The following is a 20,166-nucleotide window of genomic DNA, read 5'->3' as shown; positions in this document are numbered from 1 at the left end:
TTTATCTGCATTTATTTTTGTAGTCTAGCCATGGTTTTAGCATTAAAAATTGTCTGAACTTTGCATAAGTAGTGATGTCATGAATGCGCTGAACTTCATCAAAAATGGCCTTGGCTTTGTTTAAATCGCCTTTTCGATAGGCGTCGAAGGCATAAGGCAATGAGGCAAAGGCTCTTTGAACCCTTAAATTTTCTTCTACCTGTGATTCTTCCTGACGTTGTAAACTAAAATTCAAACTGTCCTGACTTACCAGTACACTTTGCATACCTATGGCCTTTTTTAATACCAAACCATTCAAATCCGTGCATCGGCTAAGGGCCACATATACCTGACCGGCTTCAAAAGACCTGTCTATTTCCACGATACATTTTTCAAAAGTAAGTCCTTGACTCTTATGTACAGTAATGGCCCAAGCAAGTTTCAATGGAAATTGGGTAAATCTACCAATAACTTTTGCATCTACTTTTTTCTCTTGCTCATTGTACTGAAAATCCACATTCTCCCATACCTCTCTTTCTACTTCATAGAAAGTACCATTATTTGCCTCTACCAGAATTTTGTTCTCATGCATTTCTACTACTTTTCCAATCATTCCATTGTAGTAGTTTTTTTCAGGATTGTTGCGCATGAAGATGACTTGCGCTCCGACTTTGAGCGTGATGTCTATGGGTTCGAAGGGGGCCATATTTGTAGGGAAATCATCCTCGATGGCTGCCTTGTAAACCTTCTCTTCGCTTTTAATTAGCTCTAACTTCTGCTTGTTAATTTGATGAATATTGTTGTTGTGGGTTCCTAATATGATATATCCTTGGTCCAGTAAGTCAAAGTGATAAGCCTCAGCTCGTTGGTTTAAAAAATCAATGTCCTCATAGGTATGTTTGCTTTCTCTAATTCTGTTTAGGAGGTCTTTAAAAATACTGTCTTTCTGTCGGTATATTTTTTTTAACTCAATATGAAAAGGCATTAGTTCTTTAAAGCCAAAAGCGCTAAAGAAAAATCGGGTCTCATACTTGCTTGACAGTAAAGCCCAGTCTTTGTCTTTGACAACAGGTGGTAATTGAAATGGATCGCCAATCAATATAAGCTGTACGCCTCCGAAAGGAAGGTGCATTTTTTTCCTAAATACACGCAATATCTGATCCAAAATATCGAGTATCTCTACCCGTACCATTGAAATCTCATCGATGACCAATAGATCCAGATTTCTGATGACAGACAAGCGGCTTTTGGTGTATTTAAAAGTGTCAAAAATGTTTTGCTTGGAACCTTTGGCCTGTAGTCTGGGGTCTCCTGGTAGAAAAAGTTGCCTGGGATCAATTTTAAAAAAACTATGAATGGTTTTGCCTTTTGCATTTATGGCCGCGACTCCGGTAGGAGCTACTACTACCATGTTCTTAGAAGGGTTGAATTTTCTTAGGGTATGCAGAAACGTTGTTTTACCAGTACCAGCCCGACCAGTCAGGAATAGGGATTTGTTGGTATGCAAGGCGATTTCAAGTGCTTGGATAAAGGGTTCATTGGCCATGTCCAAGCCTTTGGCTTCAAATTCTTGACGAAAAAACGATTTTAAATAGGACATGAAGTGAAATGTTTGTTAAATAGATGCATAAAATTATTAATAATTTTATCGCTTTCGTATATATTGTAAATTATTGACAAAACTAAAATACTTGGTAAGTATCAAATTTAACCTCACGTAGCAATGGATCTGGTATTAAATATTTTTAAAATAATATTAGGTGTCATCAGTGTCTTGGCCGTAATAGCTTCAAAGCTAAAGGTCAGCAACTGGTGGGTCCGTGTATTTGACTTTCCCAGAATTCAGTTGTTAGTTATGGCCACTCTGGCGATAGTTCTTTTTCTTATGCCTTTTTCCTCATTCAATACCTTTAACCTTGGTTTTTTCGCTTTGGTGGTATTTACTTGGTTTTACCAGGCGAGAAAAATTTTCCCTTATACCATAGTGGCCGGGAAGGAAGTCAATCACGATAAGACTAGTAACCCTGAAAATGAAATTGGCATATTGGTAAGTAATGTGCTCACTCCTAACCGACATGTTGAAAAGTTAATCAACCTGGTAAACAAACACCATCCCAATCTGGTACTTACCTTAGAATCAGATAAGTGGTGGGAAGATCAGATGTCCGTATTGGAGGAGGAATACAAGTATCAGGTCAAAATACCTTTAGATAATCTTTACGGAATGCATTTGTATTCCAATTTGGAATTGAAGGATACTAAAGTACATTTTTTAGTAGAAGATGACATCCCTTCCATTCACTCTACCGTAGTTCTTCCTTCAGGAAAACCTATACAGATTCATTGTATTCATCCCGAACCTCCTAGTCCTACAGAAAGTGATACCTCTCTTTCTCGTGATGCTGAACTTCTTATAGTGGGTAAGAATGTGAAAGATGCTGACCTACCAACCTTGGTTTTTGGTGACCTCAATGATGTGGCTTGGTCTAGAACAACACGGCTTTTTCAAAAAATTAGTGGGCTTTTGGACCCAAGAAAAGGAAGAGGTTTTTTTAATACCTACAATGCAAAGTACCTGCCTTTTCGATGGCCTTTGGACCATATCTTTCATTCAGATGATTTTGTACTTAGGAAAATAAGAAGGCTACCTTCCATTTCCTCTGACCACTTTCCTATTTATATTAAACTGAAGCTTAAGCCGGAAAATGAACAAGAAGACAAGAAAGAGGCACTTGATACAGAGGAAAAAAATTGGACGGAAGAGACGATAGGCAAAGCCAATCCAAATATTTTGACGATCTAATCCGACTAGCAGATTACGGGGAAAGTAAAATTGTGTTGGGTTCATTGTTTTTCCCAAGGGCTTTCTCTTTTGGATACAAAAAAATCATAGTGAACATCTACAAAAAAGAAAGGTAAAGTTATAAATGGTAGCCCTTGCAGGTTTGAAAACCTGCAAGGGCTACGAAAGTTATTCTTCTCTAAATGGAATGTACTGCCTCAAATAATTCCTGGAAGTTAAAATGGCCATATTGACATCCGCCTCAGATTTTTCGAAAGCTTTGTCTTCTACTTCTATGCAGCAGGGACCTCTGTAACCTACGTCGGTAAGGGCAGCAAAAAAACGACCCCAAGGAACATCTCCTAGGCCCGGTATTTTTGGTGAATGGTACTCCAATGGATTGGCAAGGATACCTACCCTGTTTAATTTTTCCTGGTAAACCTTTACATCCTTAAGGTGGATATGATGAAGTCGATCTTTGTAATCGTAGATGGGTTGAACGGGATCCATTTGCATCCATACTAAATGGGAAGGATCGTAATTCAGTCCGAAATTGGCGTCAGGTATAATGGTAAACATCTTGTCCCAAATAGCCGGAGAAATGGCAAGGTTTTTCCCTCCAGGCCATTCGTCATCTGTAAAAAGCATGGGGCAATTTTCAATTGCTATTTTGATGCCTTTTTCTGAAGCATGGCGTACGATCTGAGGAAATCGTTCTTCGAAAAGTCTTAAATTGTCTGAGACATTCAAAGAGGGGTTTCTTCCAATGAAAGTATTGACCACAGGTATGCCTAATTTTTCCGCACCATCAATTACCTCCATAATATGGGAAAGCGCATTTTCTGCTACTTTTTCATCCGGATCCATAGGGTTGGGGTAAAAACCCAAACCTGATACATATACCTTCTTTTTTTTCTGGTAATCTTTGATATGCTGGATTTCTTTTTCATCCATATTGGACACATCAATATGTGTAACCCCAGCATAACGCCGTTCCGCTTTTCCTTTTGGCCAGCACATTATTTCCACACAGGAAAATTGTTCCTTAGCAGCGAAATCGATTACTTCTTCAAAACTTTTTTCAGCCAATATGGCACTTACAAAACCTAGTTCTAGCATTCGTATTTAAATGATTTATAATTTACATAATAAGGCTGCGGCTTTGTCCAGGATGTCATCGTCCTTCGCAAAACAAAACCTTAACAATTTATCATCTCTCTTTTCTTTGTAAAAAACAGAAACGGGAACAGAGGCGACCTTGATTTCTTTGGTCAATCTGAAAGCCAAATCGTAATCGTATTCGTCTGTGATTTTTTCATAAGATACGATTTGAAAAAAACTTCCTTTAGAGGGTTTCAATGTAAACCTGGATCCGCTCAAAGCATCATTGAACCGGTCTCTTTTACGCTGATAAAATTCAGACAACTGCTCGTAGTGTTCTGGTAGCTTAAGAAAGTCCGCCAGCGCAAATTGCATTGGAGACACCGTGCAGAAAGTGATGTATTGATGTATGCGTTGGAATTCCTTGGTCAGGGCAGCAGGGGCTAGGCAATAACCGATTTTCCATCCCGTGACATGATAGGTTTTTCCTACAGAATTACAAATAAAAGCTTTCTCTTTTAACTCCGGATGACACATCATGGAATGATGTATTTCTCCATCATAAACGATGTGCTCGTAAACTTCATCGCTAATAATATAGATGTCCTTGTCACGAATAATTTCTGCCAGGTTATTGAGGTCTTCTTTGCTAAATACGGTCCCTACAGGATTGTGGGGTGTATTGACAATAATGGCCTTTGTCTTGGGAGATATTTTGGCTTTTACTTTTTCCCAATCGATTTTAAAATCTGGCGCATCCAAGGTTACAAATATTGGAATGCCGCCATTAAGGTCGATGGCCGGAACATAGCTGTCATAGGCCGGTTCGAGTACGATCACCTCATCCCCTGGGTAAACAACTGCAGTGACCGCACAAAATATGGCCTCGGTGGCTCCTGATGTAACGGTCACTTCTGTTTCAGGATCATAAGAAACCCCGTAGACTCTGGCAGTTTTTTCAGCTATGCTTTCCCTGAAAACAGGTGCGCCAGACATAGGTGCATATTGGTTATAACCATTTTTCAAATAGTGGCATACCAATTCACTAAGTTTCGGAGAACAATCGAAACTTGGAAAGCCCTGAGATAAATTGTATGCGCCCTCATCCGTAGCAAGTTTGGACATTACCGTAAAAATGGTAGTGCCAACATAAGGTAATTTTGAGGGTAAATTTTTTCCTTTTGTCATAATTAATAAAAGTCCATCAGAAAATATTTTGGACCGGAAATACAAAGTTTATTTAAAAGCAGCAACTCCAGCTCCAGCTATAATTCCATCTTCTGGAGGGGCTGCTCCACTCACGCCAATGGCGCCTATGAACTGATCTCCTGAAATTATAGGAAGTCCGCCCTCCATGGCCAATACACCTGGCAGACTTAAAATATTTAATCTACCCTCTGCTACCATGTCTTCAAATTCCTTGGTTGATCTCTTAAATTTTATTGCGGTTTCACTTTTTTCTAGTGCCACATCTATGCTTCCGGCTTGGGTACCATCCATTCTTTTTAGTAGCACTAAATCTCCACCAGCGTCAACTATGGAAATAACGACAGTCCAATTGTTGGCCTTGGCTTTTGCTTCTGCAGCATTGGCGATTGTTTGGGCATCTTTTAGCGATAGGACTCTGGTGGTTTGTTGCGCGTTCGCAGAATAACTTACTACGGTGAATAACAATATTAAAAATGATAATGTTAGCTTCTGCATCGTTGAGAGATTAGGTTCTAAAATGTTTAATCTTAAATATAATTAATAAACTGCAATTCTTAAATTTTTTATATTTGAGGATGGATTTTAAGCTGATTTAATTTATGAAAACCTATCAAAAAGAAATCAATTTGCCCGCCTATAGAAGGGGTTTTCACCTCATAACCAGACATATTGTGGATAACTTTCAGGATTTAAAAAAAATCGAAAAAGGATGGCTTCAGGTGTGGATAAAGCATACTTCTGCAGGATTAACGATCAATGAGAATGCGGATCCTTCTGTAAGAGTGGACTTTGAAACCTTTACTAACTACCTGATTCCTGAGGATTATCCCCACTTTGTTCATACTATGGAAGGGCCAGATGATATGCCAGCGCACCTAAAATCAAGCATTTTTGGCGTTTCAGTGCAAATTCCTATCACAAGAGGGAGGTTGAACCTTGGCACATGGCAAGGGATTTACCTTGGAGAATTTCGAAACTATGGTGGTGAGAGGAGTCTAGTGCTTACTGCGATGGGAGAATGAAGTTTTTAATAAAATGTTCTATAAAAACGGCATTTTATTACTTTATCCACAATTTTATCCACTTAAAATTGACAACTGATTAAAATTCAAGAGCTTGTATAGTGCCATTGGTCCCTTTGCTTGTTTGATAGAATTAAAAGTAACCAATCCTGAAGCCTGTTTGGGGAATAAAAGGTGTTTGAACCTTTTGCTTTAGTGGGAGTAACTCTACCGTTTTGGGGATTAATCCAATAGACAGCACTATTGTTTAAAATTCCTTTTTTTATTTTCAGTTTTATTTTGCTGCCTGTAGATTGGTAAATCAATAAGCAACTTTGGTCTGAGGTACTCAGTGCCAATTTTGGAGGACTGAATGGCCAATTTATTCCAGCGAATATTTGCCTGGTAGCATGCATTTGTTGCCAAGGTAAGCTTTCGAAAATACTTCTTAAAATTCCCATCTGTCTGGCACCAGGGAGATCTAAAGCTTCCTGCCAAGAAAGGTGGGCGCCAAATAATGGAGTTGATTCCGCAGTGTTCATTTGCCAGACTTCATTGCAGCCATAAGTGTACCCGGCAGCGCCAGACAGCATGCTCCAATAGGCGGACAACCTGACATCGGCAGCATCCAGCCGTTGGAAATTCCATTTGTTTAAAAGGTTGGGGATGTTTTCATAACCTGGTTCACCATTGATAACCGGTCTCACTGGCTGCCTGTTTCTGGCCTTTTTCACGAAGGTGTATTCCCGGAAATTTTTCTGGTGCCTGGACTGGAACATGTCTACTTGTAGCCATGTGGATTTACCAAAAATATCACTGGCTATCACACCACCGTTGGGATGGTAAGTGATCAGGCTATCCTTGTCAAATTCACGGATTCCCATAGCCATTTGTTCAATAATGGCCTCATCTTCTTTGTCCTGAGGTACCCTGTCTCCACCCAAAACCCAGACGATATGTTGGTGCTTGGCATATCGCTTAGCCAAACTAGCACCGAAGGCTCTGGCGTTTTCAGGTGTGAAAACTTCAGGACCAGTGCCCCATTTTTTATTGAACTTATCCCCCCAGGTAGGAAGTAGGGCAAGGTAAAGTCCCATTTCATTAGCCAACTCTATTATCTTATCTACATGGCTGAAATAAGCTTCATTTGGTTGGGAGGGGTCTAAGTCTTTTAATGGGAGATCTCCATTGGCATTGGGTACCGTGAGGCCATCCAATTCAGCTAATATTACAGTCTGAATTATAGTAAAACCTTTCTCTATCCGGTTTTGAAAATACAATTGTGTTTCCGCTAAGGATAACTTATGGATAAGCTCCCAAGCGGTATCTCCCAGCCAGAAGAATGGTTCTCCATTTTGATTGACCAAGAAACGGCTATTTTCGCCAACTTTAAGTGCTGGCAAATTCATTTTCATTGTAAATGTTTCATCCAGTTAATACAGCTATTTGGCCAATCTTTTTGTGTGCCTTCTTTGTTGAGAGAGAGTGAGTATCCATGCTGTCCTAAAGGGTACAAGTGCATCTCAACTGGGATTTTTTTAGCCACAAGACCTTCATAAAACATTAGGCTGTGTTTAACAGGTACCCCCGTATCATCCTGTGAATGAAAAATAAAGGTAGGGGGGGTGTCTGATCTAATTTGTTCTTCGTTGCTGAAATAATTTACCCATTTGGCTTCAGGGCTTTTGCCTATGAGGCTATTTCTTGAACCAATATGTGTGAATTTTTCATTAAAGGATATTACCGGATAGCCCAATATCATAAAATCTGGTCGGCAAGATTGCTGCAAAATAGGATCATCTGATCCAGGGTTACCAGAATCAAAGTGAGTACCTAACGTTGATGCCAGATGTCCTCCAGCCGAAAAGCCCATAATGCCAATCTCGTCAGGGTCTATGTTCCATTCTTCAGCATGATGCCTTACCAATCTAATGGCCTGTTGTCCGTCAGACATAGGTACAAGGTGGGGACTCGTTTGTGTTATAGCTGAAGGCAGCCTGTATTTCAAAACGATTCCAGCTATGCCATGACTGTTTAACCATTTGGCTATATCAGTCCCTTCCCAATCATAGGCCAAAATACCATATCCTCCACCAGGACAGATGATTACTGCTTGCCCGTTTGCTGAGCTTTTTGATGGTAAAAAGACTTGTATCTGAGGGGTTTGAACATTACTGATTCGGACAATTCCTTCACTCTTACTTACTTCTTTTACTTGGGTAACCTTTTGAAATGGAATTTCCCCAGGATATAGGTCCATAATGAGCGATTGATTTTGGGCACTTACTGATCCCATTATTAAAACGAAACAAAAAACAAGAAAAAACTGGTTCATTGATATTGGTTTGTTTAGATTATTTAAAAGCATTCAACATCAGAGCTGCCCCATAAGCTGATCCTAAAGGGAAATCTGAAACTTCAAGTTCATATCCTTCTAGTAGAGCATTTAAAAAACGGATAAATACCTTATTGTGGACAAAACCACCATCAATATACACTTTTTTTGTAGTTGTTGCACCTTTAGCAAGCATCAAAGAGGCTACTTGCATCCGGACTAGCCCAAAAATTAAATGGTGAAAAGCTTCCTCATAATTTGAAAAGGCCGCGATGTCCCAATTGTTTTCGGGGAATATCTCTGCCACCATCGGTGTTCTAGCAATTGTTTCAGGATAAAATGTTCCTGCAAGCTCCCCATTAAGCAATTGGCTTACTAATTTTTCATCAGGACTGATGCCTTTGTAAAATTTGGGCTCTTTACCAAAGACATTGTTCATTTTGGCCAGCTGATGATCCAATTCATAACCAAGGAAAAACCTACTGGCTTTAACCGTTTTGCCATGAATAGACAAGAAATTCAAGCAGTCATTTTGTAATTCTTGATAAGTCAGCTCTCGTTTAGGGAAAGGGTTGAGCGAAATGCTCCAGGTACCTGTAGAAATAAGCAGAAAAGGTTCCTTTATTTTTATAAGGTAAGAGGCCAAAGCAGATGAGCTGTCATGAATCCCTACGCCTATTTGTACTTTTTGGCCACAAATTTCTTTCTCAAAGCTATGCGTGGTGGGTACTTGTCGGGGTAATTTCTCAGCAATTCCTTCATCATATACCCATTGGTGGTAGTCTCCTTTGGGGAAATCCCACAACTTGGTGTGGCAGCCAATTGAGGTAGGTTCAGTTACTATTTCTCCGGTAAAGAGATAGGAGATGTACTGAGGAAGGTGTAAGGAGTATTTAATTTTTTTGAATACCTCAGGTTTTTTTCTCTTAAGCCAATACAACTGTAAACCAGAATTCAGCATCCCAAGTGTGGGGGAAGCGGTGGTTTGATTGATGCTCTCTTCAGGGTATTTGGCATAAAACTCCTGATGAACATCCTCAGGAAAATCCTTAAGGTAATTGTAAATTGGGGTTACGGGTTTGCCATCTTCACCTATAGAAACGAAGGTGGCGCCATAAGTAGAGAAATTTAATGCCTTGATCTCATATTGAGGATCCTTGCACAATTTCTCTACATTTTCTTTGGCCCATTTTGTGATTTTTTCTAAATCATCACACTCAAATCCGTCGTCATCTTTAATCGTCGGAAATTGTACATATTCTTCTTTAATCTCATTCAGATTTTCATCAAAGAGAAAAAATTTCTTATTTGTTTTTCCTATATCAAAGATGGCGGTTACCGGAATGGGCATTGTATTTTAGTATTTTATTGAATGGATTGATTTAACTTATAGACCGGTAGCAAGTGATTTGGCACCTCTTTCTTTGATCAGGGTTTTTCTCACAGCCAGGTCTCGGTATACTTCTACAGGATAGATGGCCGCCTCGGCTTGAAGCCTTGCTTCTGCGATTAAAGGCCTTAAATCTGTTCTAAAGGAATTTTGCAAGATTTCCTGTGCCAGCACAGCATCATTTTCCGCTCTTGCATTTTCCAATGCAACTCTATCTACCGTCAATGCCTGTGCATAAGCCAATTGTATGGCTTCAACTGATTGAAGCAAATCTTCCATTGGGTCTTTTAGGTTATGACTGGCATCTATCATCCATGCAGGAGAAGGATTTTTGGATGTTTTATCTTCCATTCCCTCAACCAATTCGTTGAATATTAGAAACAATTGGTAAGGTTTCATGGCGCCTACCGTCAGGTCGTCATCACCAAATTTGGAATCATTAAAATGGAACCCACCTAATTTTCCTTGCATCATTAGGGTCGCTACTATTTGCTCAATATTTGTGTTGGGCAGATGGTGACCTAAATCTACCAAGGTAAATGCCTTTTCTCCCAATTGGGAAGCCAATAAATGCGAGGTTCCCCAATCCTGAATTACCGTATGGTAAAAGTTTGGCTCGTAAGGCTTGTACTCCACAAACATTTTCCAATCTGATGGAAGCCCCTGATAAATGGCTTTTAGGGAATCCAGTGTGTTTTGAAGGGCTTTCCGGAAATTCATTTGTCCTGGAAAGGAAGATCCATCTGCTAGCCAAACTGTTAAAGCTTTAGAACCGAGCTGGTCCCCATATTTAATTACCTCAAGGTTATGGTCAACAGCCTGTTGCCTTACTTTAGCATCTGCATGACACAAAGAGCCAAACTTGTAAGAGTGCTCCTGATCAGGTTGATCCTGAAAGGTGTTGGAATTGACCGCGTCGAAAAGTAAGTTGTGAGAGGTGGCATGGGCCTTTACAGCATCAATATCGCCAGGGATGTCCCAAGGAATGTGTAGGGAAATAGCATCAGATCCTGCATTTAACGCATGGATTAGGCCTACATCATCTATTTTTTCTTCAAGCGACCTTGGTTCTCCTCCTCCAGGGAATCTACCAAATCGAGTTCCTCCAGTGCCAAGGGCCCAGCTAGGAATGGCGATTTGAAAATCCTGGATCTTTTTAATTAAAAGACTAGTGTCAAGACCTTTGGTACTTAATTTATTGCTTAGATACTCAAAACTCTCCCGGTGATCCGGGAGAGCTCTGTTATTTATTGTATTGATTTGATTTTTATCAATTCTCATGGTAATACATTATCTGACAAAGGCAGCAGCAACTCCTCCATCTACGTTTAAGATATTTCCGGTACTCTTGCTCAAATGACCTCCAACGAAAGCAAAAACGCCATTGGCAATGTCATCTACCGATATGATTTCATTCATGATCGTGCGCTTGGCATAGAATGCAGGAAGTTCTTCAACGGTGATTCCGTAAGCTTTGGCTCTGCCTTTGGCCCATTCGCCTTCCCATATTTTACTACCTTCAATCACTGCGTCAGGGTTGACTACATTCACTCGGATCTTGTCTGGGCCAAGCTCAGCTGCAAGCAATCTGCTCATGTGTACCTGAGCTGCTTTGGCAGTACCATACCCTACGTTATTAGGTCCTGAAACCAAGGCATTTTTACTGGCAATATTAACGATGTCTCCACCTTTATCCTGAGCTCTTAATATCGCAACAGCTGCCTTAGATACAGCAAATTGTCCTTTTACCAATACAGATTGAAGAATATCCCAATCTTTTTCAGTGGTTTGTGCAATTGGTTTAGAGATGGCCAAACCAGCACAGTTTACGATGATGTCAACACCACCAAATTTAAGACAAGCAGCTTTAAGGGCTTTTTCTATGTCTTCCATATTGGTTACATCCATCAAGGCTCCTGAACCAGTATCTTTGCCATAAGTAGCAAGGGCTTTGTCAAGGTTGTCTTTGTTGATGTCTGTGATAAATACACAGGCACCTTCTTCAGCCATTTTATCAGCAATGGCTTTACCGATTCCACCAGCACCACCGGTTACGAATGCTACTTTTCTGGAAAGAGGTTGTTCTTTAGGCATTCTTTGAAGTTTGGCTTCTTCCAATAACCAGTACTCAATGTCAAATGCTTCTTGCAATGGCAAAGAAACGTAGGAAGAAACAGCTTCGGCACCCTTCATTACATTGATGGCATTCGTGTAAAATTCACTTGCCACCCTTGCAGTTTGTTTGTTCTTAGCGTAGGAGAACATACCTACTCCTGGCCATAAAATAACTACTGGATTAGAATCCCTTATACTAGGACTGTTGTCACGTTTGTGGTCATTGTAATATTTGGTATAATATTGTCTGTAGGCTTCAAATTCTTTTTCAAGATAAGCCTTAATCTCTGTCATGTCAGAAAGGTCCGTATCAGGAGCAATTTCCAATACTAGAGGTCTGATTTTGGTTCTTAGGAAGTGATCAGGACAGCTTGTTCCTAGTGGAGCAAGTTTTTCAAGGTCATTGCTATTGATGAATTCCAATACTCTTTCATCATCTGAGAAGTGACCTACCATGCGGTTAAAACCTGATGCAAGACCTCTTAAGTGAGGAGCAATGATAGAAGCTTGTTCTCTTCTTTCTTCCGCTGGCAAAGAACTGACTTTCTGTCCACCAAATACGGGACGATCTTTACCATAGTTGTCTTCAAGGTATTGAGAAGCTTTGTCAATTACTTCAAGGCTATTGATATAGCAATCGTAAGCAGTATCTCCCCAAGTGAAAAGACCATGTCCTCCAAGCATAATTCCTCTGATACCAGGATTCGCTTTTAACGCCTTGTCTAATTGAAGCGCAAGGTCGAATCCAGGTCTTTGCCACGGAACCCAGGCAATTTGACCTTCAAATAACTCATTGGTGATCTTTTCTCCGTCTTTGGCTGCTGCTATTGCAATGGCCGCATCAGGGTGAAGGTGATCGATGTGCTTGAAAGGCAAGACAGCATGCAAAGGGGTATCTATGGAAGGCGCTTTAGAATCCAAGTCATAGATGCAATGGTTGAATAAGGCCACCATTTCATCTTCAAATTCCAAACCTCTGTATACATTTTTAAGAGCAAGTAACTTGTCCATGTACAATCCAGCAAGTCCGCTCCTTTTCAATGTTCCAATGTCTCCACCTGAACCTTTGATCCACATTATTTCGGTATCCTCTTTTGTAAGCGGATCTTTTTCAATGGTTTTACAGCTTGTGTTTCCACCACCATAATTGGTGATTCTAAGATCTGCTCCCAAAATATTAGAGCGATAAAGCAATAGAGCTACTTGATCGTCTCCTAGAGCTTTTGCTTTTTCATCATCCCATAGATAATCTACGTGCTTAAAAGTGTCTTTTGTAATTGCCATATTGTTATTTAATAAATTTAAATTCAATTATTTTATTTAGCGAATATACTTCATTCACTATAATTAACTGTCCTGTTCTATGCTGTTTGGAGAAGAAATTGACCGAATTGGAATGGGTATTAAAGCAAAAAACTATGTTTTTCCCATTAAAAAACAATCGATTTAAATAATTTACTCTTAAAATCAGACAATGATAAGAAATTATTGTTTTTTATTAATTATAATTTTACATGGATTTAGAAAACATGATGATTAACGTCAGAAGATTAGGCCTAGTCTGTTAATGGTTGCATTATCTCCCAAAGGGATGCAAAATTAGTGGCAAAGCTACCTTTTACGATTTTGGCTTGTTTGTCAATGAAAACAATACTCAAAATTAAAAAACGCAAGATGTTCAACACATATCTCACCCTTGTTCTTCGAGTTATCTGATTCCATTACAATACAGCGTAAATAAAAGGCCCTATAAATCAAGTACAGGTCTAGCCATTCCAAGCTTCTGATAATCTTGAAAATTTAGCATTGGGCATTTAATTTCTCCAGAGTAGTTACTTATCAATTGACTATTCCGCTTTTATCCATCCAATCAAACAAAGGTTGCATCCACTCTTCGGTAGGTAAACTCAATACAAACCCATGATTCCCTTTTGGGTAGAGGTGCATTTCTGAAAGAATTTCGTTTCGAATTAATGCCTGGTAAAATTGAATACTGTTTTCAACACTAACCACATTGTCATCGCCAGTGTGAGTTAACCATGTTAGTGGAGTATTGGGACCAACTTGCAACTCATTAGAGAACAATAATTTTTGTTCTTCAGAAGGAGCATTTCCAAGTAAATTTTGTTGGGAACCGGGATGGGTTAGCTCGTCTTTCATGCTGATTACAGGATAAATCAAAACCATGAAATCAGGTCTTAAATTAATGTTCTCATCATTTGGTATGTAAGATTTATCAAAGTGGGTTCCGGCCGTAGAAGCCAAGTGTCCACCCGCGGAAAATCCCATAATGCCAATTTTTTCGGGGTCCAATTCCCATTTTGAAGCATTTTGGCGTACCGTTTTAATTGCCTGTTGGGCATCTTGTAAGGGGCCTATTGATTTATCCACCATGATTGAATCACTGGGTAAACGGTATTTCAGTATAAATGCGGCAATTCCCTTGCGTACAAAAGTTTCTGCAATTATGGTTCCTTCTTTAAGATAGCTTTCTCCAGAGTAACCACCACCTGGGCATATAATTACTGCTGCGCCAGTGGCTATTTCTTTATCCGGTTGATAGATGGTCAATGTTGGCTTTGAAACCTTCTGAATCCAAGCAATTTGTCCGTTTTTCTCAGTGACTATTTCTTTCATTGGATACGGCTTGCTGTTGGGAATAGCATCCTGATAGAGGTCTATGATTTGTTGTGCTTCCAAATGTATGGAAACCATTAAAAATAAGATTAAAGCAATTGGTCTCATTTGTTGCTGATAAATATTTAGTCAAGAAGGATTGTTTTTAAAAGTTCAATGTAAAAATAAAAACCATAAAATCTCAAATTGCCTATGTATCAAAATTATTCTTCAGTTTAACTCAGCGCTATTCTTTCAGGAATTGAACTAAGTAAAGCCTATCGCTATTTTCGTTAAACCCGGATTATGTAATAGGATTCGTTATGAGTGGTGTAATCACAATAAAATCAGGCTATTTGGAGACTGAGTCATAGCACCGCTATGGTGAAGTCGAAAATAGCAACGAAGTAACTGATTTTAAAGTGATTCCATCACGTAATAGAAGGTCTATTGCATATTTCGGGTTTAATCTTTAGCTTGTTAAATTCCAAGATAGGGATAGCTCTAATTTCAGATATAGATTCAATTATTTTTTAGTAAAGAGTCGGCTTGTCTTTTTATTAAAATACAGACGCGCTGATTCTGGTAAAATCATAAATATCGAAGGAATACAAACCACAAATAAGATAGTATGGCGGTGAATTGGGAATGGTCTAGGGTAATAGCCGGAGATTATTATTACAGCTAATAATAGAAAGGCCGTTAAAAAAACCTTTTTATTTCGAATAAAATAGAGTTGAGCTGTTTCTGAAAGCTGTGATTTATTTTCGAAATAAAAATAAATAATATAGGGAAGTAGAACCAAGACGTGTAGTGTAAAGGGTATGTTAACTGTTAATAACACTCCAAGATGAAAAAGAGCTGCCATTCCCACTGCTCTCAAAAACAAGGCTGACCAAAATATCGTAATTATAAATCCTAATTCAAACAGTAAGGTGCTGTAGTCCAGTGATTTGTAAATAAATAAATTGTTTATTTTTACAAACATTTCATTTAAGTACAAGGGCTCTGCTCCTGAATAAAATCTTCTTAAAATAAAGCCTGCAGTGGTTGAATACGAAAGGTCTAACCATCCTCCAATCAATTTTGGCAAGCCTGCGGTAAAATAACCCCATCCAAGCAAAAATGAAAGATAGGTTAATGGCCAGCCTTTAGGCTCAATTTTCGTATTTTTATTTTTAAGTGAATCTATAGACAATGCCCCTCCCCAGTTGGTGAAAGCCATAATCAAAGGAAAAATCACAGGGAAAATGTTATGGTCAATTTTTCCGTAACTGTAGCTATAGGTAAAACCAAATAGTAAAAGCAATCCGAAAATTATGGAGGATTCCTTGGTTCTAAAACCTACCAACATTGAGACAAAAATAATTCTCAAAACCAAATCGAAAGTCCACCAAAAATTACTTGAAGTAATAGGGCCTATCAATTGAGAAACCCCTGGAGGTGGATCAAAAAATGCTAATTCAAGACTTGAAATCCCAATGAATTGAGGAATCCCAAAAATAAAAAATCCAAGGCAAAACAAAATCCTGGCCAAGCCTAATTGGAAAAAAGTTGGCTTCCATGTATTTAAAAGCCAATTGGTAATTTTTTGGTTAATTAATTGTATGGTCATCAAATTTAAATTCTTTGTGTCTAACAATTTCTCTATTCTGAAACCCATCCACTAAGTGGTAATATTCTTTGTACTCATTAATAATAAAGCCAGTTACCTTATCAGATTCAAATGGTTTTTTTCTAAACATGAGTTCAGGTGCTATTTTGTCTGCTCCTCCTATTACATCGTGTGTTGTCCATTTTTCAAGTGCTTCATGCATTTTAACTCCTCCAGGGATTAAAGAAATTATCCTTCGCTTTTGTTTTTTGGATTCTTCCATTTTTGCTCCTGCATTATTGAAGAAAATAAAGCGCATATTATTTCGAAATTCAACTAAGTTTTCTGGGTCGAAAATATCCTGTAAATTCCCTTTCCATACTTCTTCGTCATTGTTCATGTAAATGACTTCAAAATATGTGGCAGGTAAAATGTCATTATTAATGCCACTTCTTGTAAAAGCGGGCATGTTTAGACTTGGGTATGGCTCTCTGACTAGTCTTGCAAATACCATCGATACGAAGAGTAAAATGACGGTAAGGTAGAAGACCAAAGTAATTTTATATTTCTTCAGGAAGTTATTCATCTTGTATTCCTTTATAAAAAATTTAAAAATTGTACATGGTAACTTAGAATAAATCTTTAATAGCTCTTTTTGCGGCATAATAGCCACCCATTCCATGAACGCCGCCACCCGGTGGGGTGGATGCTGAGCAGATATAATAGTTTTTGAAGGAGGTTCTATAAGGAGATGTCCTTAGTGCGGGTCTCGTAAATATTTGTGACCAGTCCTGCACCCCGGAATTGATATCTCCTCCAATATAGTTTGGGTTATAATTTTCAATCTCCTTGCTATTGAAAGTATGCTTTCCAATTATCGTGTCCTTAAAACCAGGCGCATGTTTCTCTATTTGATCTTCAATAGTGGATGTCATGTTGCGTTCGGACCCTGCAGGTACATGGCAATATGCCCATGCTGTATGATAACCTTCTGGGGAACGTGTATTGTCAAATAGGCTTTGTTGGGAAAGAAGGACATAGGGGTTTTCACTGTATTTACCTTCCCAAACTAATTTTTCGGATTTTGTAATGTCTTCTAGCGTACCTCCTAGGTGTACTGTGCCAGCACCCTTAAGCGCTTCGGATTTCCATGGAATAGGTTGTGAAAGTGCGAAATCCATTTTATAAATCCCCATTCCATACCTATATCTACTCAATTGCCACCGATACAATTTGGAGAACTTGTCCCCGGCTATCTTTAATAAATTTTTAGGACTCAGGTCAAACATTACCAATTTTGCATTAGGTAGTTGACTGTGGTGAGTTATCATTTTCCCTTTTTCAATTTTACCTCCTATGGATAGAAAATAATTAGCTAAAGCATCAGCGAGGGATTGCGAGCCTCCTTTTATCATTGGCCAGCCACTATGATGGCCAGCAGCCATCAATACCATGCCTATAGCCGAAGTAGCTATATTGGTTAGGGGTTGGATACCATGCGCTGCCATCCCCGCCCAAAGTGCCCTGGTATTGGTTTCTTTGAATTTATGAGCAAGTAGCGTCGAGGGTTTAAGTGCATTAATTCCAAATAAACCCAGTTTTATCGGATTTTTTGGAAATTTTAATGGGGATAAAATGTCTGGAGAAAGCGTGTCCCAATGATCGCAAAGGGGTTTTAATAAATCAATATAGGCTTTTTTGTCCTTGCCCAAATGATCTGCAGTTTCAAATAGGGAGCGGTGCAAGGAAACTACGGACCCATCTGGTAGCGGATGTCCTGCCAAGGTTTTAGCATGAATAAATTCAAGGCCATATTGATCAAGTGGCAATGTCTTAAAAAAAGGGCCTGCAGCTGCCATGGGATGGATGGCTGAACAAACGTCATGTTTAAAACCAGGAAGGGTAAGTTCCATTGTTCGCATGCCACCACCAATTGTATCCTTACCCTCGATTAGTAGGACATTTAGTCCATGCTTTTGTAAAACAATTGCCGCTGAAAGACCGTTTGGTCCAGATCCTACGACAACGGCATCAAAAGTTGCGTCCATAGTTAAGTATTTATTGCAAAGTTATTGCTTTTTTTAGTTCATTAAAGAAAACATAAGATTATAAGCAGTTGATACAATATTTTTTCATCAGTCAAATTATCTTTTTATGGTTTTAAAATTGAATGTTTTCTTGAAGTCCTGATTTTTTCCTTTAGATCCTATTTTAATTGAGGAAAGAGGTTTTTAAATACCTTTTCTGATGGTAAGTCAGTTGTTTAATATCCTATTTCATCTTTGTTTCTACTATTTTTCCTAATTGATTGGCTGAAATTTCCAAGCCACATTTCTGGCGGTTACTTCCCTCTAGTGGAGAGTTACTGGAATACGGTCAATAAGATGTGCCACCGTACAAATATCAATGTGGGCTTGGGTCTGGATGGAATCTTTTCGCAGTCCATTGACTATTAGCTTTTTGAACCTCTGCCAAACTCGTAATATACCTAAGCATTTATTCTAGATGATTTTCTTGAATTAAAACCTGTATTTTGAGAACGGTTGGTTGCCGCTATTATGAATTTCCACTGGCGTTGTTCTTTCAGGAATTAGGGTGACAAGTATGCTATAGGTAATCTCCCTTCAGGCGAAAGGTGCCAAATCCATATTGATTAAGACCTTACTCATTAAGTGACCTTAAAAGTAAAAGAAAATAAAAAATAGCTTCTTACTTTAAATCAATGGCTAGCCTCATTTCTTTAGGTTGAATAGATAGACTTTCCTGCGTGTACTCAACTTGAAAGCTCGGACCATTTCCTGGAAGTGTAAATTGCCTGAACTTCGTTAAATCGTAAGATCCGCTACCACTTAGCTGGAGGGGAAACTGCATTGATAATGGGGTGAACCCCGCGTAATTCACTGAATTTGCAGCAATAGAAAGTTGAAGGCCACTCTGTTGCCAATTTGTAGTAAAAGGTAAAAACTGATTAAGCACAATATTAATAAGGAATGACATGGAGATGGTCAATGACATTAAAACGGGAGCAAACAAGATGACCCCCAATACGACTAGCATTCCAGATGTTGATATTTGTGTATTTATATCGGCATCATATGTAAAGTCTAATGCAGGCTGATTGGGTGTCCCTGTAATCTTTGGTGTAACTGCAGCACGAAAGGAAATTTTTGCTTTTACTCTGCACCAACATTTTCCACGCTTTGCTTTTAATGACCCTGTAGCTACAATTTTATCTTGTTCAAAAGCTACATGAATGGAGTTCAAGTAGATTTTCCAACGTGAAACACGGAATTGTGAGGGTACCCATCCCTTTGCAAATGCGATTTGAACAGCTGCGCTTATGACCTTCTCGTTCACTACGGCTCCTATACTGGTGTTTGGTGGATTGAAATGTTTCAACTGCTGACCAAAACCCATAGCGGGAGCGGTCAAGTTAAAATCTGAAGCTAGAAGAAGAGAAGAAGGAGTAACAGTTTTCTGGGCAGTTAGTAAAGGACTGTTAGGTGTATATCGAAGTCCTAAAACACCGAATATATCAATGAGATCCCAAACCAGAATTTCTACACTTCTGATAAGTCTAAAAGCAATCCATATCCCAAAGGATACAAGCGGGGCAATGATCCCGTTCAGGATCCATTTGGCTAGGAAGTGACCCCCTGTAAAAGTAATTTTTATGGATAATGTAGGAGTTATTTTAATGACAATTCCTTTGGGTTGGCCAGCGGAAGTCTTTGAAAGTTGAAGTTCAACATTGTTGATTGTGAATTTCATGGTTGTATTGACAAGCTGAATTCCAAAAAGCTTTAATTTGAAATCTGCCAGCGCTTGTAAATCTGTTACTACGCCACCAAGTGGGGCTGGATCTACCAGGTCCAGAATTTCCAAACCTTTAACTTTAGCTTCAAAGGAACCAATGCTTCCTAGATTTGCTTGGTAAAGCAATTGGGGCTGTAAAGTTTGTAAAAACTTATCTAGCACAAGATTGATAACGGGTTGATTTATTTCGAGTGCTAATGTAAAGCCTGCTGCCCACGACATATCGTT

The 20,166-nt window shown here is 39.0% G+C and carries 16 protein-coding genes; 2 read left to right on the top strand and 14 right to left on the bottom strand.

Going from position 1 to position 20,166, the window contains the following annotated elements; translation table 11 throughout:
• Position 1: 1 nt before the first annotated feature.
• A complete protein-coding gene (locus tag AC13EX_RS04880; protein ID WP_482891782.1) occupies positions 2 to 1,579 on the bottom strand; it encodes an ATP-dependent DNA helicase in 1,578 nt (525 codons plus the stop codon).
• A gap of 123 nt (positions 1,580 to 1,702) precedes the next feature.
• On the opposite strand from AC13EX_RS04880, the gene AC13EX_RS04875 reads away from it, so the two are divergent.
• On the top strand, positions 1,703 to 2,782 hold the full coding sequence (locus tag AC13EX_RS04875) for an endonuclease/exonuclease/phosphatase family protein (protein WP_482891781.1): 1,080 nt from the start codon (positions 1,703 to 1,705) through the stop codon (positions 2,780 to 2,782).
• 168 nt (positions 2,783 to 2,950) lie between these two features.
• Here AC13EX_RS04875 and AC13EX_RS04870 read toward each other — a convergent pair whose 3' ends face one another.
• Genes AC13EX_RS04870 through AC13EX_RS04860 form a run of 3 tightly spaced genes read right to left on the bottom strand, consistent with a single transcriptional unit; the run spans position 2,951 to position 5,566 of the window.
• Positions 2,951 to 3,880: a sugar phosphate isomerase/epimerase family protein gene (locus AC13EX_RS04870; protein ID WP_482891780.1), complete on the bottom strand. Its 930-nt coding sequence runs from the start codon at positions 3,878 to 3,880 to the stop codon at positions 2,951 to 2,953.
• A 15-nt stretch (positions 3,881 to 3,895) separates the two neighbouring features.
• The gene (locus AC13EX_RS04865) at positions 3,896 to 5,050 is read right to left on the bottom strand and encodes a methionine aminotransferase (RefSeq protein WP_482891779.1); all 1,155 of its coding nucleotides are present in this window, start codon (positions 5,048 to 5,050) and stop codon (positions 3,896 to 3,898) included.
• Positions 5,051 to 5,098: 48 nt separating this feature from the next.
• Positions 5,099 to 5,566, bottom strand: a complete 468-nt coding sequence (locus AC13EX_RS04860; protein WP_048641351.1) for a GlcG/HbpS family heme-binding protein — start codon at positions 5,564 to 5,566, stop codon at positions 5,099 to 5,101.
• A gap of 104 nt (positions 5,567 to 5,670) precedes the next feature.
• On the opposite strand from AC13EX_RS04860, the gene AC13EX_RS04855 reads away from it, so the two are divergent.
• Positions 5,671 to 6,093, top strand: coding sequence for a secondary thiamine-phosphate synthase enzyme YjbQ (locus AC13EX_RS04855; protein ID WP_048641350.1), 423 nt, complete (start codon positions 5,671 to 5,673; stop codon positions 6,091 to 6,093).
• 86 nt (positions 6,094 to 6,179) lie between these two features.
• Here AC13EX_RS04855 and AC13EX_RS04850 read toward each other — a convergent pair whose 3' ends face one another.
• The 10 genes from AC13EX_RS04850 to AC13EX_RS04805 all read right to left on the bottom strand — a co-directional run bounded on the left by AC13EX_RS04850 (position 6,180) and on the right by AC13EX_RS04805 (position 20,160).
• Positions 6,180 to 7,487 carry a glycoside hydrolase family 140 protein gene (locus tag AC13EX_RS04850; protein ID WP_482891778.1) on the bottom strand — a complete coding sequence of 436 codons (1,308 nt, stop codon included), beginning with the start codon at positions 7,485 to 7,487 and terminating at the stop codon, positions 6,180 to 6,182.
• Positions 7,484 to 8,368 (bottom strand): alpha/beta hydrolase, encoded by an 885-nt coding sequence (locus AC13EX_RS04845; RefSeq protein ID WP_482891777.1) that lies wholly within the window; start codon positions 8,366 to 8,368, stop codon positions 7,484 to 7,486. The genes AC13EX_RS04850 and AC13EX_RS04845 overlap by 4 nt, the downstream gene beginning before the upstream one ends.
• Positions 8,369 to 8,426: 58 nt before the next feature.
• Positions 8,427 to 9,758: an FGGY-family carbohydrate kinase gene (locus tag AC13EX_RS04840; RefSeq protein ID WP_482891776.1), complete on the bottom strand. Its 1,332-nt coding sequence runs from the start codon at positions 9,756 to 9,758 to the stop codon at positions 8,427 to 8,429.
• A gap of 36 nt (positions 9,759 to 9,794) precedes the next feature.
• Positions 9,795 to 11,078: a sugar isomerase gene (locus AC13EX_RS04835; RefSeq protein WP_482891775.1), complete on the bottom strand. Its 1,284-nt coding sequence runs from the start codon at positions 11,076 to 11,078 to the stop codon at positions 9,795 to 9,797.
• A 9-nt stretch (positions 11,079 to 11,087) separates the two neighbouring features.
• On the bottom strand, positions 11,088 to 13,196 hold the full coding sequence (locus AC13EX_RS04830; RefSeq protein WP_482891774.1) for a bifunctional aldolase/short-chain dehydrogenase: 2,109 nt from the start codon (positions 13,194 to 13,196) through the stop codon (positions 11,088 to 11,090).
• Positions 13,197 to 13,751: 555 nt separating this feature from the next.
• A complete protein-coding gene (locus tag AC13EX_RS04825; RefSeq protein ID WP_482891773.1) occupies positions 13,752 to 14,627 on the bottom strand; it encodes an alpha/beta hydrolase in 876 nt (291 codons plus the stop codon).
• A gap of 427 nt (positions 14,628 to 15,054) precedes the next feature.
• Complete coding sequence (locus tag AC13EX_RS04820) at positions 15,055 to 16,143, bottom strand: restriction endonuclease subunit S (RefSeq protein WP_482891772.1); 1,089 nt, start codon at positions 16,141 to 16,143, stop codon at positions 15,055 to 15,057.
• Complete coding sequence (locus AC13EX_RS04815; protein WP_084011692.1) at positions 16,124 to 16,708, bottom strand: hypothetical protein; 585 nt, start codon at positions 16,706 to 16,708, stop codon at positions 16,124 to 16,126. Before AC13EX_RS04815 ends, AC13EX_RS04820 begins: the two co-directional genes overlap by 20 nt.
• Before the next feature lie 43 nt (positions 16,709 to 16,751).
• Positions 16,752 to 18,170 carry a phytoene desaturase family protein gene (locus AC13EX_RS04810; RefSeq protein ID WP_482891771.1) on the bottom strand — a complete coding sequence of 473 codons (1,419 nt, stop codon included), beginning with the start codon at positions 18,168 to 18,170 and terminating at the stop codon, positions 16,752 to 16,754.
• A gap of 661 nt (positions 18,171 to 18,831) precedes the next feature.
• Positions 18,832 to 20,160, bottom strand: a complete 1,329-nt coding sequence (locus AC13EX_RS04805; RefSeq protein WP_482891770.1) for a hypothetical protein — start codon at positions 20,158 to 20,160, stop codon at positions 18,832 to 18,834.
• Positions 20,161 to 20,166: the final 6 nt, after the last annotated feature.

It is taken from the genome of Cyclobacterium sp. L-R (genome assembly GCF_056859355.1).
Note: the sequence above shows the minus strand (reverse complement) of the source record. Positions and strands in the feature narration are given on the sequence as shown.